This is a genomic window from Sulfurivermis fontis, from assembly GCF_004001245.1.
Lineage (GTDB): Bacteria > Pseudomonadota > Gammaproteobacteria > Thiohalomonadales > Thiohalomonadaceae > Sulfurivermis > Sulfurivermis fontis.
The window spans coordinates 906,246-932,433 of record NZ_AP018724.1; the positions used below are offsets into that span (position 1 = coordinate 906,246).

Consider the following 26,188-nt stretch of genomic DNA (forward strand, 5'->3'; position numbering starts at 1 on the left):
TTCCTTGAGTTGTCACAGAACTGTTCTATAAATAAACCGTCACTGTGTTAAAACACACAGCAATGTGTGCCAAGAGCCACATGGTTTGATTTGGATCAAGGCGCCTCGCGCAGTGAAAGATAACCATGGCACGAGGGTTTACTTTCATTAACAACCAAGAAGGGAGAGGGCTGATATGAAGCCGACTGCAAAACGTACACTCTCGCTGCTTGCTGGCCTGGGGATCGGCCTGGCGGCATCGACGAGTGCCTGGTCCAACTCGACGCTGGAGCAGGTGATGAAGGCGCGCAACCTGACCCAGAAGGATCTTCTGGCGGCCGCCAAAACTTATACGCCTTCCGGTGGTCGCGACGAATTCATCGCGTTCTCTTCCGGTGGTCAGAGTGGCCAGGTGATTGTATATGGCATTCCGTCGATGCGCATTCTGAAGTACATCGCCGTGTTCACTCCGGAACCGTGGCAGGGTTACGGTTACGAGGAAGAGTCTCGCAAGGTTCTTGCCCAGGGCAATATCCAGGGCAAGGCGCTCAACTACGGTGACACCCACCATCCGGCAATCTCTGAAACCAAGGGTGAGTACAACGGTCGTTACCTGTTCATCAACGACAAGGCCAATCCGCGTATTGCCGTCATCGATCTGCATGATTTCGAGACCAAGCAGATCGTGGTCAATCCCGTGTTCAAGAGTGCACACGGTGGTGCCTTCGTGACGGAGAATACCGAGTACGTTATCGAGGCGGCTCAATACGCTGCTCCGTTCGAAAACAAGTTCGTGCCGTTGGAAGAGTTTAACGACAAGTACCGCGGTGGTATTACCTACTGGAAGTTCAACAACGAAAAGGGGCGCATCGAGCCGGAAAACTCCTTCACCGTTGAGGCGCCGCCATACAGCCAGGATCTTTCCGACGCCGGTAAGGGCCCCAGCCATGGCTGGTCGTTCACCAACTCGTTCTGTAGCGAGCGTTATGTCGGTGGCATCGAGCGCGGTCGTCCGCCATTCGAGGCCGGCTGCTCCTCCAAGGACACCGACTTCCTGCATGTGGTCAACTGGAAGAAGGCCGAGGAACTGGTCAAGGCGGGCAAGGCCAAGAAAGTGAACGGCCACAACGTGATCACGATGGATGTCGCGGCGAAGGAAGGCGTGATGTTCCTGATCCCCGAGCCGAAGAGCCCGCACGGTGTCGATGTGTCGCCGGACGGCAAGTACATCATCGTTGCCGGCAAACTGGATTCGCACGTGACCGTGTACAGCTTTGACAAGATCCAGGCCGCCATCAAGGCGAAGAAGTTCGAGAGCAAGGATCCGTACGGGCTGCCGATCATTGCCCTGAAGGATGCCACCCACAAGCAGGTGCAGCTGGGGCTCGGTCCCCTGCATACCCAGTATGACTCCAAGAAGTGCGTGGTTTACACCTCGCTCTACGTGGATTCTATGGTCGCCAAGTGGGACTACTGCGAAGGCAAGGTACTGGACAAGCTCTCCATCCACTACAACATCGGCCACCTGATGACCATGGAAGGCGACTCTGTCACTCCACAGGGCAAATACCTGGTGGCGATGAACAAGCTGGCCATCGACCGCTTCAATCCGGTGGGCCCGCTGCATCCGCAGAACCATCAGCTGATCGACATCAGCGGCGAGAAAATGGAACTGCTGTACGACATGCCGCTGCCGCTGGGTGAGCCGCACTATGTCGTGGCCATCAAGGCCGATCGCCTGCAGCCGGCGGTGCGCTACAAGTCCGGTACCGACAGCCGTACCGACGAGCGTCATCCGTATGCCACCCGTGCCGGCCGCGAGAAGACCGAGCGTACCTGTGACAATGGCAAGTGCACCATCCATGTTTGGGGTACCGCCATCCGTTCGCACCTGACGCCAGAAATCGTCGAGGCCGAGGTGGGTGATGAGATCTACTTCCACATCACCAACCTGGAGCGCGCACAGGATCAGACCCACGGCTTCGCCATCTACGGTCATAGCGCCCAGATGTCTCTGGAGCCGGGCAAGACCGCTACTGCTTACATCAAGGCAGACAAGGAAGGCGTCTATCCCTACTACTGCACCGAGTTCTGCTCGGCGCTGCACCTGGAAATGCAGGGTTACCTGCTGGTACGCCCGAAGGGCTACAAGGCTACAGCCACTGCCATGCAGGAAGGCGTGAAGTACACCAAGGCCGACTATGACACCCAGGTCAAGACCAACCTCGAGACCCAGGCGGTCATTGATTCGGTGGTGGCCTTCATCACCAGCCACAACTACCAGGAGTTCCCGACGGTGGTCGGCCTGGTGGAAGATGCGACCGACCAGCTCGAGTTCGCCAAGGACGCCAAGGCCAAGTCGGAAGCCGCTGCGGCCAAGCAGGACTGGCAGAACGCCATGCTGTGGGCCAACCAGTGGTGGCAGTATCAGGTGAAGGCGGCCGACCTCGGCCTGCGCGCCAAGACCTTCCTCGAAGAGAACGGCGCCAAGAAGATTAAGTAAAACAGACTGTCTTTGATCCGAATCAAAGACTAAATTGACAGGGGGACGCATCGTGTCCCCCTGTTTTTTGCACAAAACAAAAGGAGTGGCTCATGAAATATGTAAACAAGTTGGTATTGGCGGCCCTGATTGGCTCCGGCAGTTTGCTGGTCAACGGCACTGCGCTGGCCCTCGATGGTGCCACCTTGTACAAGACCAAGACCTGTGTCGCCTGCCATGGTGCCGAGGCCAAGGCACCGGTACTGCCGTCCTACCCCAAGCTTGCCGGTCAGAACGCGGCCTATACCCTGCAGCAGATGAAAGACATCAAGAGCGGGGCGCGCAACAACGGTCAAACCGCTGCGATGAAGCCGGTGATGCATCTGGTTTCCGATGAAGAGATGCAGGCTATCGCCGACTGGTTGCAAACGCTCAAGTGAAAGTAGCGATTATTTTGCCAATCTTGATGCGCATCAAAGCATTATTAGAATAGCATTGTATTCTTGTATGCAGATGCCGCAGTGCGGTACACCGTCGACATAACAATTCGTTATGTCCCTGGGTAGCTAAAGTGCACGTTGAATCACTAACGGTAGCTGTTAGACTGATTCAAGCCGTTGCCAAAATATGAGGTGAAATGTATGCGAGTGAGTCTGAAGTCAGCATTGGCGCTTGCGCTTGTCATGTCTGCCAGTGGTATCGCCCAGGCTGCCGAAAAACCGCTTAAGCCTTCTTGGGCGATGCAGGGTGATGAGCTTGAAATTGCCATGACTCTGAAGGGTGACAAGGCGCGTGGCCGCGATATCTATGAAGTGTGTGCCGCCTGCCACATGCCGGAAGGTTGGGGCCTTGCCGATGGTACTTTCCCCCAATTGGCTGGCCAGCATCATAACGTGCTGGTGAAGCAGCTGGCGGATATTCGTGCTGGCAACCGCGATAATCCGACTATGTATCCGTTCGCTCTGCCGTCGCAGATCGGCGGCGCCCAGGCGGTGGCGGATGTGGTGGAATATATCGCTACGTTGCCGATGACGCCGGAAAACGGCGTAGGTCCCGGCACTGATCTGAAGCATGGTGAACAGCTGTATAAGGACAACTGTGTCCGGTGCCATGGCGCCAACGGTGAAGGCGATAATGACAAGTTCTATCCCAAGATCCAAGGGCAGCACTTCGAATACATCAAGCGTCAGTTCCGAGAAATTCGTGATGGTAAGCGCCGCAACGCCAACCCCGACATGGTCAAGCAGGTAAAAGGGTTCAGTGATCGCGACCTTGAAGCAGTGAGCGACTACGCCTCGCGTATCAAGCCTCCTGCCGATCGTCTTGGCCCGCCGGGCTGGCAGAACCCTGACTTCCAGTAAGCTCTTAATTTCCGCCGTACCGTTCCGGTACGGCGGAATAGTTAAGCAGAAGCTCTTGTCCCACCCGCTTCAGGGTGACCCGTTCAATTCCTTTCCTGTTACAAGGATCACGAACGCCATGACCTCCGCTCAAGATCGTACCAGGCTCATCGCTACCGGGTTGCTGACTGCAGTTGCCTTGGTATTGTTGGTAGCTATCTATTACACCCCAACGTGGTGGGTATCTCTCAAGGCGCCCAATTATCCGGAAGAATCGTTCCCCGATGGTGTGCGTATTCACTTTCATATGAATGGTGTATTCAACGGCTGCACCAAGGTCGAGAAAGCAGAAATCCAGGAGGAGGAAGCCCTGGATTGTGTGCACGAAATGGACACTATCAATCACTACGTAGGTATGTATCCTATCGCAGCGGGTGGTCCCGTCGAGAAAGCCTACTCACAGTTCCTTATGGCACTGTTGGGTGTAATGGTCATCGGGTTTGTATTGCCGTCGCGTAACGCCCGTCTTGGAGTCATGGCTGTAGGATTTGCCATAATTGTTACCTGGATGTATCTGACGATCTACGGCAAAGACGGCATATATTTGCAGAACGCTGGGTACATCGATGCCATGATAGCGTCTCTCGACCAGGAAAAAGGCGGCGGAGCGGAACAGGATGATGGAACTGCAGAGGCAATGAGTTCAGGGCAGGCTATTATCGAGCAATTGCGCCGCTCGATGCAGGAAACAAAAAAGGATAAACCGACTCAGCAGCTCGATGCCTCTGCCAGTGACAAAGAACGGTACATCCATAGCCTGCGCGTCAGTTTCGAGATCGATCAGAAACGTAAGGAATCTGCACAGGAATGGAATGGCAGTGGTTTCCAGGTTATGTCCTGGCATTATGAAAAAAACCTCGGCCGTTATTTCAATAACCCTGAAGAAATCAAGCCTATGGTTGATACCCTGCAGATGGCTACACACCTGTTGTTTGCTGGCATCATAGGTGCGATGGGCTTGCTTTTGTGGGGTGCGCGCCAGTCCCGTGGTTTCCTCTATTGGGTGTTGGCGCTGGCGCCGATGGCTTTACCGGTATTCTTTATCATTGAATATGCAGCGTGGCTCTGGTGGTTCGGTCACAGCCTGCATGAGATGGCGGCATTTACAGTCAAGCCATTCATGCCGACGGTATTTGGTGATGGCAAAGTTGCCCAATTTTCGACTCACTCGTATCCACATATCGGATTTGGGCTAATGTTACTATTCAGTGCAGTGATGGCCGCAATAGCCTTGCTGCGACGCAAGCAAATCAAAGCGGAAAACGCTGGCGGAATGTGACCATGCGGCATGTTGTGGTACGCAGATTCGTCTGGTTAATCACCGTTGCCGTTTCCCTCACGTGGGGGGGCGCGACGGCTCAGGCGCGGCGTCCACTACAGCCACTGCTAGACGACGCGAAGCCTGGCAGTACCCTGGTACTTGAACCTGGTGTATATGCCGGCCCGGCAGTGCTGGATAAACCATTGACCCTGGATGGTCAAGGTAAGGTGACCATTGATGGTGAAGGGCGGGGTACCGTTCTGCTGGTAGATACAGATGGGGCTACTATTGCGGGTTTACGTCTTGTTGGGAGTGGAACATCACATAACGATCTTGATTCAGGAATTCAGGTACGCGGTAAATACAATGTCATCAAAGACAATGTCATTGATGACACCCTGTTTGGCATCGATCTCCAGCAATCCAACAACAATATCGTTCGCCGCAATCGTATCAGTTCGAAGGATATCGAGCTTGGTATGCGCGGTGATGCCATTCGGCTGTGGTATAGCTACGATAATCGCATCATCGATAATGTGGTGACCAATTCACGTGACATAGTGGTTTGGTATTCGCGCGACAATACGATTTCAGGAAATACAGCGAGTGGTGGAAGATATTCCCTGCATTTTATGTATTCGCAGTACAATCTTGTCGAGAACAATGTGTTCTTTGATAATTCCGTCGGTATTTTCGTGATGTATAGTGATGGTGTCGTATTACGAAATAACCACATCCGTAATGCTACAGGAACTACCGGCGTCGGCATTGGTTTCAAAGAGACCTCCGATTTGGTTGTCGAGAATAATCAGGTTTTGTATTGCGCCAATGGGCTATACATCGATGTGTCACCCTATCAGCCGGATACTATCAACCGATTCACAAATAATTTGATTGCCTATAACGGAATAGGTGTCAGTCTACTCAGTGATTGGAGTGGTAACGAATTTCGCAATAACCAGTTCAAGGGAAACCTCACACAGGTTGCTGTAGGTGGTGGTGGTACAGCCACACGCCACCTGTGGGAAGGGAATCACTGGGATGATTATGAGGGATTCGATCTGAATGGGGACGGTATAGGCGATACACCTCACGAGATGTATTCGTATGCAGACAGATTATGGATGGATATTCCTTCTGCACAGTTCTTTAAAGGATCACCACTACTCGAAGTGCTTGATTTTCTCGAGCGACTGGCACCGTTTAGTCCACCTAAACTGTTGTTACGAGATGCCGTACCAGTAATGAGGGTAAGCAGCGAATCATGAGTGAAGAAAAGCAGAAACAGAATGCTGCTGCTGCACCCACGGCAGCACCTGTCATTAACAGGCGTAAGCAGCAGGAGCGAAGGCAGTTCTTGCGTTCTCTGATGTTAGCGGCAGGAGTTGTCGGCATCTCCGCCATGGGATATATCCCGGTTGCCCGTTCATGGAATCCAAGGTTGCGCCCTCCAGGGGCTCTGGTTGAAGATGAGTTTCTGGCGTCGTGTATCAAGTGTGGCCAGTGTGTTCAGGTCTGTCCGGTTGAGGCAATTACTCTTGCGGATATCATGGATGGTTTCGGCGTTGGCGTTCCTTATGTCGATGCACGTGATCAGGCCTGTGATTTCTCCTGTGATGGTTTGCAATGCATTCTGGCCTGCCCGACTGGGGCACTGTCCCATTCACTAAACTACCCGCATGAAGTACGTATGGGGTTTGCCAGGCTGGACCGTCCAGATCTATGCCTGGCTATGCATGGTAAAGGGTTTAAGGGTCAGATTCGTGGCCCTGAGTTCGATGGTCTGTTCCGTTATACGGAGATTGACCGGTGGAAGCCGCAGCGGGTACATGAACAGACCTTTGATCTCGAACTGTGTGATCTATGTGTGCGCCACTGTCCAATCGAAATCCGTATTACCCAATGCGAAGCAGGAAAGCCGCCATCAGGTGACGTAAATCAATGTCCGCCACGTCACGCCATTGAGCTGCAGGCAGAAGATCGAGGTGATGGCGTGATGCGAATGCGTCCGGTTGTGTTAGACGGCTGTGTTGGCTGCGGGGCTTGCGAAATGGTTTGCCCGACGGAGCCGGCCGCCATCGTCATTGATATTGAAAGTACGGTGGAACGGGTATGAACTTTTTCAAAGAATCGTTACTGCAACTGCTCGGGCGAGCTCCAACCAGGCCGAAGCCGGACGACTTTTCTCCGGAGGTAAAGAAGATACATTTTTATAAAAAGGGAGAAAAGGTCACTCTGGATGAAATTCGTGCAGAACATGCAGCGCATAAATCACACAAGTGGCGCAACAGACGCTGGACTACCTTGCTTCTCGTTAATCTTTTGTTTGTTGTTTCTTATTATTTTGATATTCAACTCCTCGAAGGCGCCCTGACCGCATCTCGCTTTATGGGCTTCCACATGGCCGACTTGAATTCGGCTCTGCAGGTAATGCTGGCATTCAAACATGTTGTACTCAATTTGCTGATTGGTACGACAACAGTTTTTATATTGTGGCTGTTGCTGGGCGGGCGTACTTTCTGCTCCTGGGTCTGTCCCTATCATTTGCTCGCTGAGTGGGCAGAAAAAATCCATCTATGGCTGGTAGAGCATAAGTTGGTGAAGAATCATGAATTTCACCGCGGCGTGCGCACAGCTTTCTATGTGATCTTTGCGTTGCTGGCGCTTGGGACTGGCTATACGGTATACGAGACGATTTCACCCACAGGTATTCTCAGTCGGGCGATTATTTATGGTGCAACCCTCGCATTGGGGTGGGTTGTCTTTCTGTTGTTATTCGAAATTTTTGTATCGCAGCGTGCGTGGTGTCGTTATGTCTGCCCCATTGGAATGACCTATGGTGTGGTCGGTCTATTTTCACCACTGCGTGTTGTTTACAACGTCGAGTCATGTAAGCATGAGGGAGAATGTCGCAAAGTATGCCTGGTACCTCATGTTTTGGATCCGGTGATCAAAGGACGGGCAATTGACATCAATGTCCCTATCGGGGCTGACTGCACCCGTTGTGGTTTGTGTATCGATATATGTCCGACAGGATCGTTGCGATATGAGATCAAAGGGCTGAATAAGGTTTTATAAAATAATTGCCGTCCAACGGGTGTCTGCGTGATCAGTATAAATGATTTGTCCAAGCGGTTTCGTCGTGCCGAGGTCTTACGCGGTATTAATCTGACCATCAGCCGAGGTGAACGTATAGCGCTTATTGGTGCCAATGGCGCTGGTAAGACCACATTGATTCGCTGCCTGCTTGGTGAATATACCCACGATGGCATAGTCACGATAGACGGCAAGAGTCCCCGTCATGCACGGGAAGATGTTCTTGCACACGTGGGGTTTGTGCCGCAATTGCCGCCACCACTCAAAATGCCGGTGTCACAATTGATGAAGTTTGCGGCCGATCTGTGTGGCTCACGGGTGTCGGCTATGCGTGATGTGGCTGCTCGCCTTGGATTGGATACTGAACGGGTGACCAGTCAGCCCTTTGTCAAGCTTTCCGGCGGACAAAAACAAAAGTTGTTGATTAGCGTTGCATTGGGACGCAATGCTGATCTTCTCATCCTCGATGAACCGGCAGCCAACCTCGATCCGGAGGCGCGACACCATCTCTTTCAACTCCTCGCAGAGCGGCAGGAACATGCTGTAATGCTTATATCCAGTCATCGTCTCGATGAGGTAGCGTCGCTGGTCAATCGTGTGGTCGAGTTGGATCAAGGGCTTGTCACGCTTGATGATAAGGTTGCTGATGCGGTCGACATGGCGAGTACCTTGCAATGCAAGGTACAGTTGAGTCGTGATGAACCCGCGTTTGCCAAGGCTATTTCGGAGTGGGGATTTGAACAGGAGGGACTCTCCTGGCGTGGTAAGGTGGCCGCTCCTGATCGTTTGCGCTTCCTCGGCGTGCTATCCCGTTATGCCGGTGTTCTGGCGGCGATAGAGATGAGGGAGAATGGCAGATGAAGGTAAGATGGCAACTAACTGTGTTGGTTCTCGCAACCATGTTCCTGCTCGCCTGTTCAGGGGATCCCGGTACTGGCCCAGCAGAGGTCAAGTGGGACCGTGATACATGCGCGCGTTGTCGTATGGTCTTGAGCGACCGCTTTTATGCTGCCCAAATTCGCGGTGGTCCCGAGGGTAAGAAAACCCGTGTGTACAAATTCGATGATATCGGTTGCGCCGTTTTGTGGCTGGAACAGCAGCCTTGGCGCAACGACCCGCGTACCGAGATATGGGTGACGGACCATCGTACGGGGGCATGGATCGATGCGCGTTCTGCACATTATGTGCAAGACCGGATTACGCCCATGGGCTATGGGCTGGGAGCTCAAGCTGACGCTGCGGAGGGCACGCTACAGTACTCCCAGGCCATTGAACATATCCATTTGGTCGAGCAGCGTTTTAATTCTCCCGAAGCACTTGCCAACCCTGCCTCCAATGATGCCGCTGTATCCAGCCGCTAACTCATAATTAATGCCCACTATGAAGCATCTCTGGCTTACTGCGCTTACCGACGTCATCGAATCCATGCGTGCCCGCTGGTTCATGACTTATACCGCCATCTTTGGCGGTATAGTCGTGTTGCTTTTCGTTTTCGGGTTGACCGAGTCTCGCATCATGGGATTTACGGGCCTGACCCGCATCCTGGTGACTTATTTGCAGTTGACTATGGCCATATTGCCGCTGTTTGTTCTTATTACTACCGTGCGGTCAGTGGCGGGTGACCGGGAGGCCGGCGTGTTCGAGTACCTGTTGTCGTTACCGGTAGGTTTGGCGGCATGGTACTGGGGTAAAATGCTGGGTAGGTTTGCGGTGATCTTTCTCCCCGTTTTTATCGCTATGACTGCTGCGCTCATCTGGGGTGTGGCACGTGGTGCTGATGTGCCATGGCATATCTATGGTTATTACACGATATTTCTGTTCGGGCTGTCTTGGTGTTTCCTCGGCTTTGGCATGTTGATCTCCGCCATGGCGCGGACAGCCGATGTGGCCCAAGGGGCTGCTTTTGTTATCTGGCTGACGTTAGTGTTGTTCCTCGATCTCATCCTGTTAGGTGTGATGATTCGGGAACAATTGCCTGCTGAAACCGCTGTGGCTATCGCCCTGGCTAACCCGTTGCAAGTATTCCGCACGGCAACAATGATGCTGTTCGATCCGCAATTGGTGTTGCTGGGGCCGACCGCCTTTGTGATACTGGATAACTTCGGCGAAACGGGTTATTTATTGTGGTCATCGCTGTATCCACTGGTATTGGGCACTGTGTGTGCCGGTGCAGGCTACCTGTTGTTCCGCCGCGGCGACCTGCCATAGTGTGATTGTCAGGAGTGTGTTCATGGAACGCTGGTTATGGGCTAGTGTTGGCTTGCTGGCGGTGGTGGTAGTGGGGCTATTTGCTTACACGTATATGCAGCCACAGGATGAGTTGCCGGTAGTCAGCGCTACGCTATCTTCTTGCGATATACAGCAGGGGCCATGTACCACAGAAATCAGCGGCTTGGGTGCGGTCACCTTCACCATTGCACCACGCCCAATCCCTCTAGTTGAGCCGCTGTCGATCAAGGTTGAGACCAATATTCCGGCGATTCGGGCAGTGGATGTCGATTTCAGCGGTGTCGATATGAATATGGGGTACAACCGTTTCCGCCTCAAACCGCTCGGTGATGGCCGGTATGAAGGTGAGGGGATGTTACCGGTCTGTGTGCGTAGTCGCATGAGCTGGGAAGCCAAAGTCATGTTGACTATGGCTGATACGGTGTACGTCGCACCATTCCGGTTTGATACTATCTCCCGCCGTTAACCATGAACCGGCGCTTGTTGTTTCCTGCGGTGGCACTAGCCGTGACACTGGGAATTCTGGTGACTCTGTTGCTGTGGCAACCGGCTGAGCGGCAGGAGCCAAGTCCGCTTACGGCAGGTGATTTTGTGCTGACGACGGCCAACGGGCCACTGAGCTTGGCGCAGATGCGCGGCAAGATCGTGATTCTTTATTTCGGTTATACCTGGTGCCCCGATGTTTGTCCGACTTCACTTGCGCTGCTGGGGATGGCACTGCATAAGCTGGATGCGCAGGAGCTGGCACAGATTCAGCCCATATTTATCAGCGTTGATCCTGCGCGCGATACGGTAGAGCGCCTCGCCGAATATACTGCCTATTTTCATCCCGCATTGCGCGGTGCTACTGGAACACCCCAGCAGATAGCCGATGTCGCGCAGCGCTATGGTGTGGCTTATGCTCGTGAGCAGAATGGCAGCAGTACAGACTACACTGTTGATCATTCATCGTTGACCTACCTTTTGGATCGTAACGGGAAGTTGCACGAGGTTCTCCCCCATGGGGCTCCACCCGACAAGATCGTCGCAGCCATCCGTCAACTCTTGGCTCGCTAGCCTACGCTTGAGGACGGCTACGAATCGCGTTTGCCGGCAGTGGTATCGCCGAAACAATTTCGAGGCAACGCTACAGGTGGCAACATTACAGTTGCGGCAAATCAGGTCGACGGCAATATCGGTGTCAGATTACTGAACGTCGTCAACAGTGGCGAGAAAGGCGAAAATATCCATCAACTCCTCATCTGAGAATAGAGTCAGCAATTCAACTGGATCTGATTCATCATGTTTGCGTAGACCCTGGCGGTATTTATCCACCTGACGCAGTAGGTATTTGGTGTGCTGGCCGGCCAGCATGGGAGCATCGCCATCGGCCTTCTTGCCCCAGCCATCGACGCCATGACAGGAGCGACACTCTTTGTTATAGGTGATGCGCCCCTTTTCCGGGTCACCTTGTTCCGTTCGCGGGATATTGAGCAGGCGCTTGGCCAGTTGCAGACGGGCCAGGGGATCAAACTCCTTGCTCTCATCAATTGGGGGAAGCTGAGTCAGCAGTTCTATCTGTGCAATATAGGCACTGACGTCGTATACATCGGCCTCGGGAAAGTCACGCGGGTTGACGTATTCGAGCATGGCCATGTTGTCCAGCTTGCGCTCGCGGAACAGATGCATCTGCTTGACGATATAGGCCTCTGGTTGGCCGGCAATGCGTGGATATTCACCGTCCTTGCCTCCCTGGCCGAACTCCCCGTGGCAACCAGCACATACTTCATTGACGTCTTTGCCATTGCGCAGGTCGACATTGTCCTGGGCCAAGAGACTGGGGGGTAGCAGAGTGTAAATCAGCGCAGCCAGTGTCAGCAGCTTATTCATGCCTCGGACTCCAATACCTGTAGTGATTCGTCGGGAATAGTATAGGCGGGGCAGTGGTTCTGGTATTTGATGGATATCAAGGTGGGGTAAACCTCGTTCCCGTTCTGCTGGGTTCTGTGGCGTGACTTTAGCCCTGGACGAAAAACAACGGGGCCATGCGGCCCCGTTGTGTTCCCCGGTTGGGTGCAGCTTAGCCGAAGGTATCGGCAGTGATGTTTTTGAACCACGAGTGGGCGTAGGCCACTTCGCGCTTCAGCATCTCTTCCGAGGCATCGGCCGGTGTCAGACCGCCAGCACCCTTGACGCCGGTAATGGCGCCATCCACCAACTGGTACACTGCGGCCACGGAGATACCGTGCTCCGGGGTGATCAGGCTGTAGCAGGTGTTGACGTAGGCCGGTACCGGAGCCTCCATGCCATTGAGCAGTGCGGCTACGGCGGCAGCACATACCTTGGCCTGGGAGTTGGCGGAATAGCCGGACTTCGGCATTTCGCCGGCGATGCTGGCATCGCCCAAGACGTGGATGTTGGCATGGATGGTGGACTCGAAGGTGCCCTGGTTGACCGGGCACCAGCCCTTGTCGTTCACCAGACCCGCGGTGTGGGCGATCTTGCCAGCCTTCTGCGGCGGGATCACGTTCACCACGTCACCCTTGTACTTCTCCACCGCGCCCTGCAGCGAACGGCTGGCCACATCGACCGACTCGATCTTGCCGCCACCGGCTGCACCAACCCATTCGATCATGTCGCCGTAATGCTTCTTCCAGCCGGCCATGAACAGGCCCTGTTTGGCGAACTTGTCCTTGGCGTCGAGGATCAGCACCTTGGACTTCGGCTTGTGTTTCTTCAGATAGTGGGCGATCTGCGAGGCACGCTCGTACGGACCAGGGGGGCAGCGGAACGGGTTGTCCGGTGCGGCGATGATGACGGTACCGCCGTCCTTCATGTCCTGGAGCTGCTTCTGCAGGATGGTGGTCTGCGGACCGGCCTTCCAGGCATGCGGCATGATCTCGGCGGCCTTTTCATCGTAGCCGCCGATAGCATCCCATTTGAAGTCGATGCCGGGAGCGACCACACAACGGTCATAACCGAAGGTCTGACCACCCGCGGTGGTTACCTTGCGCGCGGCTGCATCGATACCGGTGACGGTATCGTGCACCACCTTGACGCCATGCTTGGCCAGGCCACTGTAGTCGAACTTGATGGAGTCCATGGTGCGCTCACCACCCAGCACCTCATTGCTCATGAAGCAGGTGTAGTAGTGCTTGTTGGGCTCGATCAGGGTGACTTCGATGGAGGCGTCGGCGCGGCGCAGGTACTTGGCCACGGTGGCACCGCCGACACCGCCACCGACAACGACCACCTTTTTGCTGGCGCCGAGAGCGATGTGCGGAACGCCGATGGCACCAACCGCTGCGGTACCGCCGGCAACTTTGAGGAAGCTTCTACGAGTGATATGCGTCATGTTTTGGCCCCTTCCAATTCTTATTTCTGGCTACCGTAATAGTGTACGAGCTGTTCGAGGCTGTCGTTACCAGCCTTCTTCATCATCTCGTCGACCTTGGATTTCATCTTCTTCGGCATCTCGCGGGAGCCGCTGGTGAAATCCGTGAACGAGTAGCGTAGATAGGGCATCATCTGGCCAGCCAGAATGCCGCCGTCATCGGCTAGCTTGCCGCCATCTTCGTGGCACTTCTCGCAGTAACGGTCATGCAGGCGCTTGCCGGCTGCGGCCAGCTTCTTGTCGGCGCCCTGATCGATACGGACGAATTTCTGCTCGGCGAAGTAACCGGCCATCAGCTTGATCTCATCTTCGCTGTAGCCCTTGGCGATACGGTCCATGATGGTGGCAGGACGGGTGCCGTCCTTATACGCCTGCATGGTTTCGATGAAGTACTCCGCCTTGATGCCGGCAATGGTAGGGGTGGCCGGGCCATTGCTCGAGCCGTCGGTGCCGTGGCAGCCGGCACAGGTATTGGCCAGCATCGATGCACTCGGGCCTGCCGCCAGCGCGGCGGCGCCCAGGGTCAGACTACCCAGGACGATAGCGCCCTGCATGAGAGTCTTGTATTTCATGGGACCTCCTTTTGGTTGCTCTTGGTTTGCTCTTTTATCGTCAACTACACTTGTTACACTTCCTACCTAACACACTGGGTTATTCCAGTGATTCCTGCATAACCTGCATATTCAGCGGGTCTGTTCCAGCAACTTGATGCATTCCTGGTGCTTGCCGGCACGAGCCAAACTCAAGGCGTCGTCACCGTGCTTGTCTTTCAGCGCCGCATTCGCGCCACGATCCAGCAGCAGGCGAACAATTTTGGCATAGCCATTGGCCGCGGCTTCCATCAGGGCTGTGGTGCCATTGACGTCCTGGTGATTGATTTCTGCCCCACGCTCAAGCAGCAATTCCGTGGTGTGGAGATGATTGTTGCCGGCAGACCAGGCGAGTGCGGTAGAGCCGTCGTCACTCATCGCATTGATATCGACCCCATGATCGAGCAGTAACTGCACTACATGCAGATGACCCTTGCCGGCCGCAACGATCAGGGCGTTGGCTCCGTCGCGATTGCGTAGATCGGTGTCGGCGCCGGCGTTCAACAGCAGGCGCACCACGGCCCCATTGTCCTTCTCGGCGGCGATCATCAATGGTGTAAAGCCGTCCCGATCCGAGACGTTGACGTTGGCGCCACGGGACAGTAGCAGTTCCACCACTTCGACATGGTTATAACGGCTGGCCAGGGAGAGCGCATCCCAGCCGGCACGGGTCTTGTCCTGTATGCGCGCACCGGCCTCGAGAAGACGCTGTACCAACGCCACATCACCTTGTTCAGAGGCAAAGGTGAGGGCGGTGCAGCCAACTGAACTGCGTGCGTTGACATCGGCGCCACGGGACAGCAGTAATTCCACGACGTCGAGATTGCCTTCCTCGACGGCGAACATCAGGGCGGATTTGCCAAAGCTGGTCTTGGCATTGGGGTTGGCGCCTTTGTCGAGCAGGCTGCGTACCAGGTCGACATCACCGATAAGGGCTGCCTCACGTAACTCCTTGTCCAGTTCCGGTTCTTTGGCACCGGCAGCTGCTGCGAGAATAAGCAGCAGAGAGAACAATACGATACGAACTATCGTGGCGTGTTTGGGCATGGCGCTGCTCTCAGTCCTGATGGTGGCGGCGTGATTCATTATCGCAGCAATCACTCGTCTTTCGCCTTGTTCTCGTCCGCGCTTTCCTCGGTGTCGGCGTATTCTTCCTCATCGTACGGCTCTTCCGGCATCTGATGGGCAATACCCTGATGACAATCGATACAGGTCTTGCCACGCGTCGGTGCCTGCTCGTGCTTGTTACGCGCCGAGCGACCTTGGACACTGAAATCCATATCCTCGAATTCGTGGCAGGTACGGCACTCCCGCGAGTCGGTCGCCTTCATCTTATCCCATACACGATTCGCCATCTCCCAGCGGTGGGCCTCAAATTTCTCCTGGGTGTCCACAGTGCCGATGATCTGATGGTAGATATCCTTCACCGCGATGATCTTGGCGGCTACCTTGGGGAAGAACTCCTTGGGCACATGACAGTCGGCGCACTGTGCCTGGACACCAACGCGGTTCTTGAAGTGCTTGGTTTCCTTATATTCTTCATAATTCCAGCGCATGGTATGGCAGGAAGTGCAGAATTCGGTGGTGTTGGTGTAGGCAAAAAAGCCGTTTACACCAGCCAGAGCGAGGGCGCCACCAACGAACAGCGCAAAACCGATGATGTACTTTTTCATAATGGTGTAATGACCCGGTATTACTATTTGCCTGAATTTTGCCAGGGAAGCTCTGAACTTATTCAGAGCTTCCTTAATCTTCATCTAAACTCGAACACCCAAGACAGGCAAATATCCCATACAGAGTACGGTATTGAGTCCATGTACCTCATACCTGCCATCCGGATCCTGGTGTCGCCTATATCCATATGGCAAAAATTATGCCACTGAAGAGAATCTGTTATTTGTTTTTAACATGTTGATATGTATGCATTTTATGGTGTGTCCTTGAGGGTTGCAAAACTGCCTGGCATGTCAGTTTTTCTTGTGTCATGACGGTATGTGACATCCGGACGTGTCACATTCTCCCTACCCATGTGACAACATAGGTAATCGAGGGCACATGTGCTATATTTCGCGCCGTCTGTGGCCCTAGGGGTCATGCGCATATCGGGGCGGTAGCTCAGCTGGGAGAGCGTCGCGTTCGCAATGCGAAGGTCGAGGGTTCGATCCCCTTCCGCTCCACCAGCTCATTCCGCCACCCCAGTTGGCACTTCCCTTCCTTGCCCCGGTAGCTCAGCTGGATAGAGCGGTCCCCTCCTAAGGGACAGGTCGTACGTTCAAATCGTATCCGGGGCGCCAAACCCCCGGCGTTGCCATTTCTCCATCTCTTTGCGTCGGATATTTGACGCATCACTCCCATCTTCCTAAGTTTTCGATACAGCTTTCTGTATGGGACGGCAATTTTTTGCCGCTTTGCCGCTCCAGTATGGCAGTGATAATCATATCTTGTTGAATATATTTGTGTAATTATCATGGCACGGGTGTTGCTTGGGATGGGCAGGAGTGGAATCGCGGAGGTTTGCCCATGCCAGCCCATATCGACAGCTTTTTAGGTGTTCATGAAGCCGCACTGCGTCTGCGTGCGGCGCGCTCGGAGGTGATTGCCTCCAATCTGGCCAATGCCGACACCCCCAACTACCTGGCGCGCGACATCGATTTCAAGGCGGTATTGAGCGAATACCAGGGGACGGCAGGGGGGGCGGCCATGCAGATCACACACAGCCGCCATCTCAGCGCCAGCGGCGGTGTCGCTGCGCCGGAATTGCTGTACCGCGAGCCGACCCAGCCGGCGGTGGACGGCAACACCGTCGACTCACAGGTGGAGAAGGCCGCCTTCATGGAAAACGCCCTGCAGTATCAGGCCACGCTGCGCTTCATTGACGGCAGCATCAAGACGCTGCGCACGGCCATCCGAGGAGACTGATCATGTCCATGTTCAAGGTATTCGATATCGCCGGCTCGGCCATGAGTGCACAAAGCCTGCGCCTCAATGTCACCGCGAGCAACCTGGCCAATGCCAACAGCGTCAGCAGCAGCATCGATGAGACCTATCGCGCGCGGCAGCCGGTCTTCGCGGCCATGCTGAGTGAGGCGGGGCAGGGCGGAGAGCCGGATGCCGTCGGTGTACAGGTGCGCGGAATCGTCGAGAGCCAGGCACCGTTGCAGCGGCAGTATCGGCCGGATCATCCGCTGGCCGATGAAAACGGCTATGTGTACATGCCCAATGTGAACGTGGTGGAGGAGATGGCCAACATGATCTCCGCCTCGCGCTCGTACCAGACCAATGTGGAAGTGGTCAACACGGCCAAGCAGTTGATGATGCGCACGTTGACCATGGGGCAGTAAGCCTGAGGAATAGGGAAAATGTCCAGCGTAAACAACAATGTTGAACTGCTCGATAGCCTCGGCCTGTGGCGCCAGGAGACGAAGGATAAGGTCGGTAATGAACTGGGTGCCGACGACTTCATGAAGCTGATGATCGCGCAAATGCAGAACCAGAATCCCATGGACCCCATGGATAATGGTGACTTCATCGCGCAGTTGGCGCAGTTCAGCTCGACATCCGGCATACAGGATCTGAACGCATCGTTTACCGGACTGGCGGAATCTTTGCAGTCCTATCAAGCCTTGCAGGCTTCGGGGCTGGTAGGGCGTAGCGTGCTGATTATGTCGGATAGTGCCCAGCTCAACTCCGGCGGCAACATCAGTGGGATGATCAGTCTCGAAGCCACCACGCCGCAGCTCACCGTGGGTATCTATGACCAGAGTGGCGCGTTGGTTCGGCGCATGCCGATGGGTATGCAGTCGGAGGGGATGGTCTCCTTTCACTGGGACGGCATCGCCGACGACGGTAGTGCCGTGCCGGAAGGTGTGTATGAGGTGCGTGCCGAGGCGTTGATCGAGGGCAAAATGACGGCAATGGGCACATTGATTTACAACGATGTCGAAAGCGTGAGCATCTCTTCACGCGGTGGCGTTCTGCTCAACCTCGCAGGGGTGGGGACGGTGGATCTTTCCAAGGTTTATCAGATCAAGTAAGCGGCGACAGGAGAACATATCATGGCATTCCAGACAGCACTGAGTGGTTTGAACGCGGCATCCGGCAACCTGAACGTGACTGGGCACAATATCGCCAACGCCAGTACCACCGGCTTCAAGAAGTCGCGCGCCGACTTTGCCGACGTGTACGCGGTGAGCTTCGGCGGCGTCAGCAAGACAGCTACCGGCAGCGGTGTGCGTCTGGCCAGCGTGACCCAGCAGTTTACCCAGGGCAATATCGACTTCACCGACAACAACCTGGACCTGGCCATCAGCGGCGAGGGGTTCTTCGTCCTCAACGACAATGGCACCTTTCTGTATAGCCGCGCCGGCAACTTCTCGGTGGACCGTGATGGCTATGTGGTGAATGCGCATGGTCAGCGCGTGCAGCAATACGCTGTCGACCCCAATACCGGTATCGTCAGCAATTTCACACCCACGGACCTGCAGCTCAACCTTGGTGCCAACCCTGCCTCGCCGACGACGCGCATCGATATCAACGTCAATCTGGACGCAGGTGTAACGCCCATCGATTCCACTGCCTATCCGGCCCTGGTTGCCGCGCCGGTCCCGGATCCGAATACCTACAACTTTTCCACCACCACCACCATCTATGACTCACTCGGTGTGACCCATGAGGCCACATTGTACTTCCGTAAGGATGACACCATGCCGGCAAACGAGTGGGAGGCAACCTTGGCGATCACCGATATCGACGGCACGATCAATGTGATGGATACCGTCACTGTGCAATTCAGCAGTAACGGCACCCTGTTGACCACCGGTGATCAGGACTTTCTGGCGACATCCGGTCCTTGGACACCCTCCACCGGTGCCGCGCCTTTTACCACATTTGATATCAACTTCGCCGGTAGTACCCAGTTCGGGGCCAATTCGGCGGTCAACGCCCTGAGCCAGGATGGTTATACCACCGGCCGCCTGAGCGGCATTTCGGTGGATTCCAACGGCGTATTGTTCGCGCGTTACACCAATGGTCAGTCGTCCACGGTAGGCGCTATCGCCATGGCGCGTTTCAGCAACCCGAACGGGCTGCAGCAGGTGGGGGATACCAATTGGGCGGCGACGTTCGAGTCCGGTGATGTGCTGCCGGGTCAGGCAGGAACGGGCACCTTCGGCCAGATTCAGTCCGGGGCATTGGAAGCATCCAACGTGGATATCTCCAAGCAGTTGGTGAACATGATCATCGCGCAGCGCGACTTCCAGGCTAACGCCAAGATGATTACCACCGAGGATCAGGTGACGCAGACCATCATCAATATTCGATAAGTAAAACGACATAGGGCGGGCATGGCCCGCCCCATGGAGTGAGGTATAGACCATGGACCGTATGCTCTATCTGTCGATGAACGGCGCGAGCCAGATCATGCAGGCGCAGGCGATCACCACCAATAATCTGGCAAACGTCTCGACCACGGGATTCAAGGCCGATCTGGCCCAGTTCCGCAGCATGCCGGTGTTCGGGCCGGGCATGCCGTCCCGGGTCTACGCCATGACCGAGCGTCCGGGGACCGATCTGTCCAGCGGTGCGCACAACCATACCGGCCGCGAACTGGACATGGCGGTGCGCGGCGACGGTTGGATTGCGGTGCAAGCGCCGGACGGCAGCGAGGCCTATACGCGGGCGGGTGATTTGCATATTTCCAGTGCCGGTTTGCTGGTGAACGGGGCCGGCCATCCCATCCTGGGCGACAATGGCGGCCCCATCGCCATACCGCCCTACGAGAAGATCGATATCGCCACCGACGGCACTATCACTATCCGCCCGCTGGGACAGCAGGCCAATGTGCTGGCGCAGGTGGAGCGCATCAAGCTGGTGTTGCCAGAGGATGGTCAGCTCACCAAGGGCGAGGATGGACTGATGCGCCTGAAGGGAGGCGGGGTGCTGCCGCCCGACGCTTCGGTGCAGTTGGTGTCCGGTGTACTGGAAACCAGCAATGTCAGCGTGGTGGACTCCATGGTGCGTCTCATCGAGTTGTCCCGCCAGTATGAAACCCAGGTCAAGATGATGAACACGGCCAAGGAAAACGACGCCAGCTCGGATCGTCTGATGCAGCTGGCATAGCTCTTGCTGTAAGTGTGGTAGGCGTCAAAGTTCAGGCGCACACGACTTGAGAGGTAAGCATCATGAATCCGGCACTGTGGATCGCAAAAACCGGCCTGGAGGCGCAGCAGACCCGCTTGGGTGTGGTCTCCAACAATCTGGCCAACGTCAGTACCACGGGCTTCAAGCGCGACCGCGCTGTTTTCGAGGATCTGTTGTACCAGACCGTGCGCCAGCCCGGCGCCCAGTCCAGCCAGGATACGACTCTGCCGTCCGGCCTGATGCGCGGTACCGGTGTGCGTACCGTCGCCACTGAGAAGTTGCACACGCAGGGCAATATCGTGCAGACCAACAATTCGCTGGACGTGGCCATCCAGGGGCGCGGTATGTTCCAGGTCTTGCGTCCGGACGGCACGCTGGCCTACACCCGTGACGGTACCTTCCAGATGGATGCCCAGGGACAGTTGGTGAATTCCGGCGGCTATCTGATCCAGCCCGGTATCACCATTCCCACGGATGCCCAGTCGATCTCCATCGGCAGTGATGGCGTGGTGAGCGTGCAGATTGCCGGCCAGGCCGCGCCCACTCAGGTGGGCAGCATCCAGCTGGCCGATTTCATCAATCCTTCCGGTCTGCAGCCTATCGGCGAAAACCTGTTCGTGGAAACCGCTTCCAGCGGTGCTCCCCAGTTGGGTACCCCTGGCCTGAACGGTCTCGGCACGGTGATCCAGGGCTCGCTGGAAACCTCCAACGTCAATGTGGTGGAGGAAATGGTGAACATGATCGAAACGCAGCGCGCCTACGAGATCAACTCCAAGGCGATCTCCACGGCGGACCAGATGCTGCAGTACCTGAACAACAACACCTAAGCGCGCGGAGCCTACGGGAGTACATCATGAAAACTCTGCTTGCCATCATCGCCAGCGTCACCGCGCTGTCCGGCTGTGCCACCATCGATCCGCCAGCACGCGACCCAGCCTATGCGCCCACCATGCCGGTGGCTCCGGTGTCGGCGCAGGACAACAACGGCGCCATTTACCAGCCGGTGAACGGCCTGGCACTGTTCGAGGACGTGCGTGCACACCGCGTTGGCGACATACTTACCGTGCAACTGGTGGAAAAAACCAATGCCAGCAAGAAGGCGGCCACCAGTACCTCCAAGGATCAGGACATCAGCCTGGGGGTGACCGATGTGTTCGGTGGTCCGGTGAGCGTCAATGGCCGCAATCCGTTGACTGCGTCGGTCAGCGGCAGTCGTGACTTCAGCGGTGACGGTGCCAGCAGCCAGAGCAACACCTTGACCGGCAATATTTCCGTAACCATCGCCGAGGTGTTGCCCAACGGCAACATGATCGTGCGCGGCGAGAAGGTACTCACTATCAATCAGGGCGATGAATTCATCCGTATCGCCGGTATCGTGCGCCCGGTGGATGTCAGCCCGGACAACACCGTGCTGTCCACCAAGATAGCCAATGCCGAGATTACCTATGGCGGCCGCGGCACTCTGGCCGACTCCAACCGCAAGGGTTGGTTGGCACGCTTCTTTGACAGCCCGCTGTGGCCGTTCTGAGGAAGACCATCATGAAACTCAGACACCTTGCCATTCTTGCCCTGACCCTGCTCCTCCCCGTGGCGGCACAGGCCGAGCGCATCAAGGATCTCGCCGCCGTGGCCGGTGTGCGCAGCAACCAGCTGATCGGTTATGGCCTGGTGGTCGGCCTCGACGGGACCGGTGACCAAACCAGTCAGACCCCTTTCACTGTGCAGAGCTTGAAGAGCATGCTCGCGCAGCTGGGCATCACGGTTCCGGCCAACGTCAATCCGCAGCTGAAGAATGTGGCGGCCGTGATGGTCAGTGCCGAGTTGCCGCCCTTTGCCAAGCCGGGCCAGACCATCGACATCACCGTCTCCTCTATCGGCAATGCCAAGAGCCTGCGCGGCGGCACGCTGCTGATGACGCCGCTCAAGGGCGCCGACGGACAGGTCTATGCCATCGCCCAGGGCAATCTTGTCGTCGGTGGGTTCGGCGCCTCGGCCAAGGACGGTTCCAAGATCACCGTCAATGTCCCCAGCGTGGGGCGCGTTCCCAACGGCGCCTCCGTCGAGCGTGCGGTGAACAATCCGTTTGCGGTGGGCACCAGCCTGTACCTCAATCTGCACACGGCCGATTTCACCACGGCCACCCGTCTGGCCCAGGCGATTAACGATGTCATCGGCCCCGGTACCGCCGAGCCGGCCGACGCCACTTCGGTGCGCGTCAATGCGCCGCGCGATGCCGCCCAGCGGGTGTCTTTCGTGTCCCTGCTGGAGAATATCGAGCTGCAGCCGGGCGAGGCGGCCGCGAAGGTGGTGGTCAACTCGCGTACCGGTACCGTGGTCATCGGTCAGAACGTGCGTGTCAGTTCCGCCGCCGTGGCCCACGGCAGCCTGACCGTGACCATTACCGAAGGGGCGACCGTCAGTCAGCCGGCGCCCATGGCCGGGGGGCAGACAGCAGTAGTTCCCGCATCGGACATTGCGATCAAGGAAGAATCGGATCGCATGTTCCTGTTCAATCCCGGCGTCACCCTGGATGAAATCGTCCGTGCCGTGAATCAGGTGGGTGCCGCGCCGGGCGATCTGGTCGCAATTCTGGAGGCGCTCAAGCAGGCCGGCGCGCTGCGCGCAGAGCTGCTGGTGATCTAGGTGCGCATCATGGCCGCCGCGCTGAATTCCGCCGCCGTCTACACCGACTTTCAGGGGCTGACCGCCCTGAAGGCGGAGGCGCGCGAGCAGTCGCCGGAGGTACTCAAGGCGGTCGCCAAGCAGTTCGAGGCCCTGTTCCTACAGATGATGCTGAAGAGCATGCGCGAGGCCAGCGAGGGCGATCCGCTGTTCGACGGCGAGCAGGCCGAGCTCTACCGCGACATGTATGACAAGCAGTTGTCGCTGGACATGGCCGAGAAGGGCATCGGTCTGGCGGATGTGCTGGTAAGGCAGTTGCAGATGAGGGCACCGGACACGGCCGCGGCGGGCGCAATGGCCATGCCGCAGCGCCAGGGCAGCACCTTCACACGCATCGAAACACAAAGTCCGCAGGTGGCACCGTCTGTGGGCAAGGCCGCGCCGGTGAGCATGGACGAGGTCTCCGCATCGCCGGAGGCCTTCATCCGCCGGCTGTGGCCCCTGGCCGAGAAGGCCGCCGCCAAGATCGGCGCCTCGCCCGAGGCACTGCTGGCCCAGGCAGCGCTGGAGACCGGCTGGGGCAAGGCCATCATTCGTCATCCCGATGGCAGCAGCAGCCACAACCTGTTCAACATCAAGGCGGACCGGCGCTGGGATGGCGAGAGCGTGGCCAAGTCCACGTTGGAGTACCGCGACGGTGTCGCCGCCAAGGAGGTGGCCCGTTTCCGTGCCTACGACTCCTTCGAGGCCAGTTTTGACGACTATGTGAACTTCCTGCAATCCAACCCGCGCTACGCCGAGGCGCTACGCCGTACCGACGATCCGAAGCAGTTCGTGCGCGCCTTGCAGGATGCCGGCTATGCCACCGACCCGGCCTACGCCCGCAAGATCGGCAATATCCTGGACCGTGGCGTGGTGGCCGATGCGGCGGCTGCCCTAAAGAGTCCGGGCGAGGGGACGCTATCATGACCGGAGCATGGACCATGGCATACATCGACGCGCATCCATATGACAGTCTGACCGCGGGCCGGGAGGTGTGCCATGGCTGATATCATGAGTACGGCGGTATCCGGCCTGCTGGCCTTCCAGCGTTCGTTGGCTACCACCAGTCACAATATTTCCAACGTAAATACCGAGGGTTACAGTCGCCAGCGTACCAACCTGTCGACCCGCATCCCGGAACCCACTGGAGCCGGTTTCATCGGCACCGGCGTGAAGGTTTCCAGTGTCGAGCGGCTGTACGATCAGTTCCTGTCGGATCAGTTGCGTACCTACACCTCCAACCTGACCAGGCTGGACGCCTTCCACAAGATGTCTTCCCAGGTGGACAACCTGCTGGCCGATGCCAACGCCGGTCTGGCGCCCTCCTTGCAGCAGTTCTTCAACGCGCTGCAGGGCGTGGCAGACAATCCGTCCTCCATTCCGGCGCGCGAGGTGTTGCTCAGCCAGGCCGAGTCGCTCGCGCATCGTTTCCAGACCATCGACCAGCGCCTGGCCTCCCTGCGCGACGCAGTGAACACCTCCGTCAGCAATACCGTCAACGACATCAATACCCTGAGCAAGTCCATCGCCGGCATCAACCAGAGCATCGTGCTCGCCATGGCGCAGAGCGGCGGCCAGCAGCCCAATGACCTGCTCGATCAGCGCGACCTGCTCATCCGCCAGTTGGCCGAGCGTGTGCCGGTGACCACGGTGATGCAGGACAACGGCGCCATGAACGTGTTCATCGGCAACGGCCAGGTGATGGTGCTGGGCATGGATTACAACCAGCTCGATGTCGTTCCCAGCGACTATGACTCCTTCACCCTGCGCGTGGCCCTGACCACCAGCGCCGGCCCGGGCCCGGATGTGACCGATTTTCTCAATGGCGGCACCATCGGCGGCCTGCTGTCCTTCCGCCAGGAGGTGCTGGAGCCGGCACAGAACGCCCTCGGCCGCATCGCCATCGGCCTGGCGGAATCCATCAATGCCCAGCATCGCCAGGGCCTGGACCTGAACAACGAGCTGGGCCTGGATTTCTTCGGCTTCGGCGGTGTCACCGCGCTGGCCACCGCGGCCGCCAGCAGCCGCAATACCGGCACGGCGGAAATTACCTACACCATCACCGATGTCAGCGCGCTGACTGCCAGCGACTATCGCATCACTACTGCCGATGGCGTCAATTACACCCTGACACGTCTCAGCGACAACCAGGTCATCGGCACCTATGCCCCCGGCGCCTATCCCGCCACCATCGACGTGCCGAGCGAGGGCTTTTCCTTCACGCTGGACAGTGCCGCCAATGCCGGCGATAGCTTCGAACTGCGCCCGACCCGTTCCGCGGCGCGCGACATCTCCCTGCTCATCGACGACACCAAACGCATCGCCGCCGGCGCGCCGCTGCGCGCCACCGAGTCCATCACCAACCTGGGCAGCGCCCAGCTGAACAAGCTGGACACCACGGCGGGTAGCACGACCGATCTGGCGGCGGTGCTTGCCGGCGGTGCGGTGACCATGACTTACGACGACACCATCCCCGGCTACACCCTGGGCGGCGCGCTGGCCGGCACGCTGGCCTATGATCCGGCCACCGAGAGCGCGGGCAAGAGCTTCGACCTTGGCGCCATCGATCCGGCCTACGCCGGCATCACCTTCCGCCTGTCCGGCGTACCGCTGGCGGGCGACAGCTTCACCATCGGCCCGAACTACGACGGCGTTGGCGACAACGGCAATGCCCTCAAGCTCGCGGCACTGGACGGCACACCGATCATCGCCGGCGGCACCACCACCTTTCAGACCGCCTACGGTCAGATGGTATCCCAGGTCGGCGCCAGAACCCATCAGGCCAGCATCGACCTGGGGGCGCAGCAGACCATGGTGACCCAGGCCGAGATGGCGCTGGAATCGGTCTCGGGTGTGAATCTGGATGAGGAGGCCGCCAACATGCTGCGCTTCCAGCAGGCCTATCAGGCCAATGCCCAGATCATCAATATCGCCCAGTCCCTGTTCGACACCCTGCTCAATGCGGTGAGGAGATAG

27 protein-coding genes and 2 tRNA genes are annotated in these 26,188 nt (G+C 57.0%); 24 read left to right on the forward strand and 5 right to left on the reverse strand.

What is annotated here, in order from left to right:
- Positions 1-175: 175 nt before the first annotated feature.
- From nosZ to EP379_RS04725, 12 genes are all read left to right on the forward strand, one after another.
- Entirely contained in the window at positions 176-2,482 is a 2,307-nt protein-coding gene (gene nosZ / locus EP379_RS04670) for a Sec-dependent nitrous-oxide reductase (protein ID WP_127476355.1), read from the forward strand.
- Between the two features lie 92 nt (positions 2,483-2,574).
- Positions 2,575-2,901 (forward strand): c-type cytochrome, encoded by a 327-nt coding sequence (locus EP379_RS04675; RefSeq protein ID WP_127476357.1) that lies wholly within the window; start codon positions 2,575-2,577, stop codon positions 2,899-2,901.
- A gap of 201 nt (positions 2,902-3,102) precedes the next feature.
- Positions 3,103-3,822, forward strand: coding sequence for a c-type cytochrome (locus EP379_RS04680; protein ID WP_127476359.1), 720 nt, complete (start codon positions 3,103-3,105; stop codon positions 3,820-3,822).
- A 118-nt stretch (positions 3,823-3,940) separates the two neighbouring features.
- Positions 3,941-5,140: a hypothetical protein gene (locus EP379_RS04685; RefSeq protein ID WP_197722857.1), complete on the forward strand. Its 1,200-nt coding sequence runs from the start codon at positions 3,941-3,943 to the stop codon at positions 5,138-5,140.
- A gap of 2 nt (positions 5,141-5,142) precedes the next feature.
- Entirely contained in the window at positions 5,143-6,390 is a 1,248-nt protein-coding gene (locus EP379_RS04690; RefSeq protein WP_127476361.1) for a nitrous oxide reductase family maturation protein NosD, read from the forward strand.
- Positions 6,387-7,238: a 4Fe-4S dicluster domain-containing protein gene (locus EP379_RS04695; RefSeq protein WP_127476363.1), complete on the forward strand. Its 852-nt coding sequence runs from the start codon at positions 6,387-6,389 to the stop codon at positions 7,236-7,238. The genes EP379_RS04690 and EP379_RS04695 overlap by 4 nt, the downstream gene beginning before the upstream one ends.
- A complete protein-coding gene (locus EP379_RS04700) occupies positions 7,235-8,200 on the forward strand; it encodes a NapH/MauN family ferredoxin-type protein (RefSeq protein WP_127476365.1) in 966 nt (321 codons plus the stop codon). Before EP379_RS04695 ends, EP379_RS04700 begins: the two co-directional genes overlap by 4 nt.
- 27 nt (positions 8,201-8,227) lie before the next feature.
- Entirely contained in the window at positions 8,228-9,079 is an 852-nt protein-coding gene (locus tag EP379_RS04705) for an ABC transporter ATP-binding protein (protein ID WP_127476367.1), read from the forward strand.
- Between the two features lie 38 nt (positions 9,080-9,117).
- A complete protein-coding gene (locus EP379_RS04710; RefSeq protein WP_197722858.1) occupies positions 9,118-9,579 on the forward strand; it encodes a nitrous oxide reductase accessory protein NosL in 462 nt (153 codons plus the stop codon).
- Between the two features lie 19 nt (positions 9,580-9,598).
- Positions 9,599-10,426 carry an ABC transporter permease gene (locus EP379_RS04715; RefSeq protein ID WP_127476371.1) on the forward strand — a complete coding sequence of 276 codons (828 nt, stop codon included), beginning with the start codon at positions 9,599-9,601 and terminating at the stop codon, positions 10,424-10,426.
- A gap of 22 nt (positions 10,427-10,448) precedes the next feature.
- Positions 10,449-10,913 (forward strand): hypothetical protein, encoded by a 465-nt coding sequence (locus EP379_RS04720; protein WP_127476373.1) that lies wholly within the window; start codon positions 10,449-10,451, stop codon positions 10,911-10,913.
- A gap of 59 nt (positions 10,914-10,972) precedes the next feature.
- On the forward strand, positions 10,973-11,503 hold the full coding sequence (locus EP379_RS04725; RefSeq protein WP_232023972.1) for an SCO family protein: 531 nt from the start codon (positions 10,973-10,975) through the stop codon (positions 11,501-11,503).
- Positions 11,504-11,632: 129 nt separating this feature from the next.
- Here the strand turns inward: EP379_RS04725 and EP379_RS04730 are convergent, their stop codons facing one another.
- The 5 genes from EP379_RS04730 to EP379_RS04750 form a co-directional block, all read right to left on the reverse strand.
- Positions 11,633-12,316, reverse strand: coding sequence for a c-type cytochrome (locus EP379_RS04730; protein WP_127476377.1), 684 nt, complete (start codon positions 12,314-12,316; stop codon positions 11,633-11,635).
- A 190-nt stretch (positions 12,317-12,506) separates the two neighbouring features.
- Entirely contained in the window at positions 12,507-13,781 is a 1,275-nt protein-coding gene (locus EP379_RS04735; protein ID WP_127476379.1) for an NAD(P)/FAD-dependent oxidoreductase, read from the reverse strand.
- A 20-nt stretch (positions 13,782-13,801) separates the two neighbouring features.
- Positions 13,802-14,392: a c-type cytochrome gene (locus tag EP379_RS04740; RefSeq protein ID WP_127476381.1), complete on the reverse strand. Its 591-nt coding sequence runs from the start codon at positions 14,390-14,392 to the stop codon at positions 13,802-13,804.
- A gap of 111 nt (positions 14,393-14,503) precedes the next feature.
- Positions 14,504-15,457: an ankyrin repeat domain-containing protein gene (locus EP379_RS04745; protein ID WP_172600379.1), complete on the reverse strand. Its 954-nt coding sequence runs from the start codon at positions 15,455-15,457 to the stop codon at positions 14,504-14,506.
- 50 nt (positions 15,458-15,507) lie between these two features.
- Positions 15,508-16,167 carry a NapC/NirT family cytochrome c gene (locus EP379_RS04750; protein WP_232023973.1) on the reverse strand — a complete coding sequence of 220 codons (660 nt, stop codon included), beginning with the start codon at positions 16,165-16,167 and terminating at the stop codon, positions 15,508-15,510.
- A 347-nt stretch (positions 16,168-16,514) separates the two neighbouring features.
- Here EP379_RS04750 and EP379_RS04755 point away from each other — a divergent pair.
- From EP379_RS04755 to flgK, 12 genes are all read left to right on the forward strand, one after another.
- Positions 16,515-16,590, forward strand: a tRNA-Ala gene (locus EP379_RS04755).
- A 37-nt stretch (positions 16,591-16,627) separates the two neighbouring features.
- A tRNA-Arg gene (locus EP379_RS04760) sits at positions 16,628-16,704 on the forward strand.
- Between the two features lie 226 nt (positions 16,705-16,930).
- The gene (gene flgB / locus EP379_RS04765) at positions 16,931-17,329 is read left to right on the forward strand and encodes a flagellar basal body rod protein FlgB (RefSeq protein WP_127476387.1); all 399 of its coding nucleotides are present in this window, start codon (positions 16,931-16,933) and stop codon (positions 17,327-17,329) included.
- A 2-nt stretch (positions 17,330-17,331) separates the two neighbouring features.
- Positions 17,332-17,751: a flagellar basal body rod protein FlgC gene (gene flgC, locus EP379_RS04770; protein ID WP_127476389.1), complete on the forward strand. Its 420-nt coding sequence runs from the start codon at positions 17,332-17,334 to the stop codon at positions 17,749-17,751.
- 18 nt (positions 17,752-17,769) lie between these two features.
- Positions 17,770-18,444 (forward strand): flagellar hook assembly protein FlgD, encoded by a 675-nt coding sequence (locus EP379_RS04775; protein ID WP_127476391.1) that lies wholly within the window; start codon positions 17,770-17,772, stop codon positions 18,442-18,444.
- 21 nt (positions 18,445-18,465) lie between these two features.
- Complete coding sequence (gene flgE, locus EP379_RS04780; protein WP_127476393.1) at positions 18,466-19,731, forward strand: flagellar hook protein FlgE; 1,266 nt, start codon at positions 18,466-18,468, stop codon at positions 19,729-19,731.
- Between the two features lie 52 nt (positions 19,732-19,783).
- Positions 19,784-20,527: a flagellar basal-body rod protein FlgF gene (gene flgF / locus EP379_RS04785; RefSeq protein WP_127476395.1), complete on the forward strand. Its 744-nt coding sequence runs from the start codon at positions 19,784-19,786 to the stop codon at positions 20,525-20,527.
- A 62-nt stretch (positions 20,528-20,589) separates the two neighbouring features.
- A complete protein-coding gene (gene flgG / locus EP379_RS04790; RefSeq protein WP_127476397.1) occupies positions 20,590-21,375 on the forward strand; it encodes a flagellar basal-body rod protein FlgG in 786 nt (261 codons plus the stop codon).
- Between the two features lie 26 nt (positions 21,376-21,401).
- Positions 21,402-22,076, forward strand: a complete 675-nt coding sequence (gene flgH / locus EP379_RS04795) for a flagellar basal body L-ring protein FlgH (RefSeq protein ID WP_127476399.1) — start codon at positions 21,402-21,404, stop codon at positions 22,074-22,076.
- 8 nt (positions 22,077-22,084) lie between these two features.
- Positions 22,085-23,191 carry a flagellar basal body P-ring protein FlgI gene (locus EP379_RS04800; RefSeq protein WP_420824455.1) on the forward strand — a complete coding sequence of 369 codons (1,107 nt, stop codon included), beginning with the start codon at positions 22,085-22,087 and terminating at the stop codon, positions 23,189-23,191.
- 9 nt (positions 23,192-23,200) lie between these two features.
- Complete coding sequence (gene flgJ, locus EP379_RS04805; RefSeq protein WP_127476403.1) at positions 23,201-24,139, forward strand: flagellar assembly peptidoglycan hydrolase FlgJ; 939 nt, start codon at positions 23,201-23,203, stop codon at positions 24,137-24,139.
- A gap of 72 nt (positions 24,140-24,211) precedes the next feature.
- Positions 24,212-26,188: a flagellar hook-associated protein FlgK gene (flgK, locus tag EP379_RS04810; RefSeq protein ID WP_127476406.1), complete on the forward strand. Its 1,977-nt coding sequence runs from the start codon at positions 24,212-24,214 to the stop codon at positions 26,186-26,188.

Excerpts from the sequence above, each read along its gene's own strand:
- EP379_RS04730 (WP_127476377.1), bottom strand. The coding sequence starts at position 12,316 with ATGAATAAGCTGCTGACACTGGCTGCGCTGATTTACACTCTGCTACCC.
- EP379_RS04710 (WP_197722858.1), top strand. The coding sequence starts at position 9,118 with ATGTTCCTGCTCGCCTGTTCAGGGGATCCCGGTACTGGCCCAGCAGAG.
- flgF (WP_127476395.1), top strand. The coding sequence starts at position 19,784 with ATGGACCGTATGCTCTATCTGTCGATGAACGGCGCGAGCCAGATCATG.
- EP379_RS04775 (WP_127476391.1), top strand. The coding sequence starts at position 17,770 with ATGTCCAGCGTAAACAACAATGTTGAACTGCTCGATAGCCTCGGCCTG.
- flgG (WP_127476397.1), top strand. The coding sequence starts at position 20,590 with ATGAATCCGGCACTGTGGATCGCAAAAACCGGCCTGGAGGCGCAGCAG.
- EP379_RS04680 (WP_127476359.1), top strand. The coding sequence starts at position 3,103 with ATGCGAGTGAGTCTGAAGTCAGCATTGGCGCTTGCGCTTGTCATGTCT.
- flgB (WP_127476387.1), top strand. The coding sequence starts at position 16,931 with ATGCCAGCCCATATCGACAGCTTTTTAGGTGTTCATGAAGCCGCACTG.
- flgC (WP_127476389.1), top strand. The coding sequence starts at position 17,332 with ATGTCCATGTTCAAGGTATTCGATATCGCCGGCTCGGCCATGAGTGCA.
- EP379_RS04690 (WP_127476361.1), top strand. The coding sequence starts at position 5,143 with ATGCGGCATGTTGTGGTACGCAGATTCGTCTGGTTAATCACCGTTGCC.
- EP379_RS04720 (WP_127476373.1), top strand. The coding sequence starts at position 10,449 with ATGGAACGCTGGTTATGGGCTAGTGTTGGCTTGCTGGCGGTGGTGGTA.
- flgH (WP_127476399.1), top strand. The coding sequence starts at position 21,402 with ATGAAAACTCTGCTTGCCATCATCGCCAGCGTCACCGCGCTGTCCGGC.
- EP379_RS04740 (WP_127476381.1), bottom strand. The coding sequence starts at position 14,392 with ATGAAATACAAGACTCTCATGCAGGGCGCTATCGTCCTGGGTAGTCTG.
- nosZ (WP_127476355.1), top strand. The coding sequence starts at position 176 with ATGAAGCCGACTGCAAAACGTACACTCTCGCTGCTTGCTGGCCTGGGG.
- EP379_RS04735 (WP_127476379.1), bottom strand. The coding sequence starts at position 13,781 with ATGACGCATATCACTCGTAGAAGCTTCCTCAAAGTTGCCGGCGGTACC.
- EP379_RS04750 (WP_232023973.1), bottom strand. The coding sequence starts at position 16,167 with ATGAAGATTAAGGAAGCTCTGAATAAGTTCAGAGCTTCCCTGGCAAAA.
- EP379_RS04675 (WP_127476357.1), top strand. The coding sequence starts at position 2,575 with ATGAAATATGTAAACAAGTTGGTATTGGCGGCCCTGATTGGCTCCGGC.
- flgE (WP_127476393.1), top strand. The coding sequence starts at position 18,466 with ATGGCATTCCAGACAGCACTGAGTGGTTTGAACGCGGCATCCGGCAAC.
- EP379_RS04695 (WP_127476363.1), top strand. The coding sequence starts at position 6,387 with ATGAGTGAAGAAAAGCAGAAACAGAATGCTGCTGCTGCACCCACGGCA.
- EP379_RS04685 (WP_197722857.1), top strand. The coding sequence starts at position 3,941 with ATGACCTCCGCTCAAGATCGTACCAGGCTCATCGCTACCGGGTTGCTG.
- flgK (WP_127476406.1), top strand. The coding sequence starts at position 24,212 with ATGGCTGATATCATGAGTACGGCGGTATCCGGCCTGCTGGCCTTCCAG.
- EP379_RS04700 (WP_127476365.1), top strand. The coding sequence starts at position 7,235 with ATGAACTTTTTCAAAGAATCGTTACTGCAACTGCTCGGGCGAGCTCCA.
- EP379_RS04715 (WP_127476371.1), top strand. The coding sequence starts at position 9,599 with ATGAAGCATCTCTGGCTTACTGCGCTTACCGACGTCATCGAATCCATG.
- EP379_RS04745 (WP_172600379.1), bottom strand. The coding sequence starts at position 15,457 with ATGCCCAAACACGCCACGATAGTTCGTATCGTATTGTTCTCTCTGCTG.
- flgJ (WP_127476403.1), top strand. The coding sequence starts at position 23,201 with ATGGCCGCCGCGCTGAATTCCGCCGCCGTCTACACCGACTTTCAGGGG.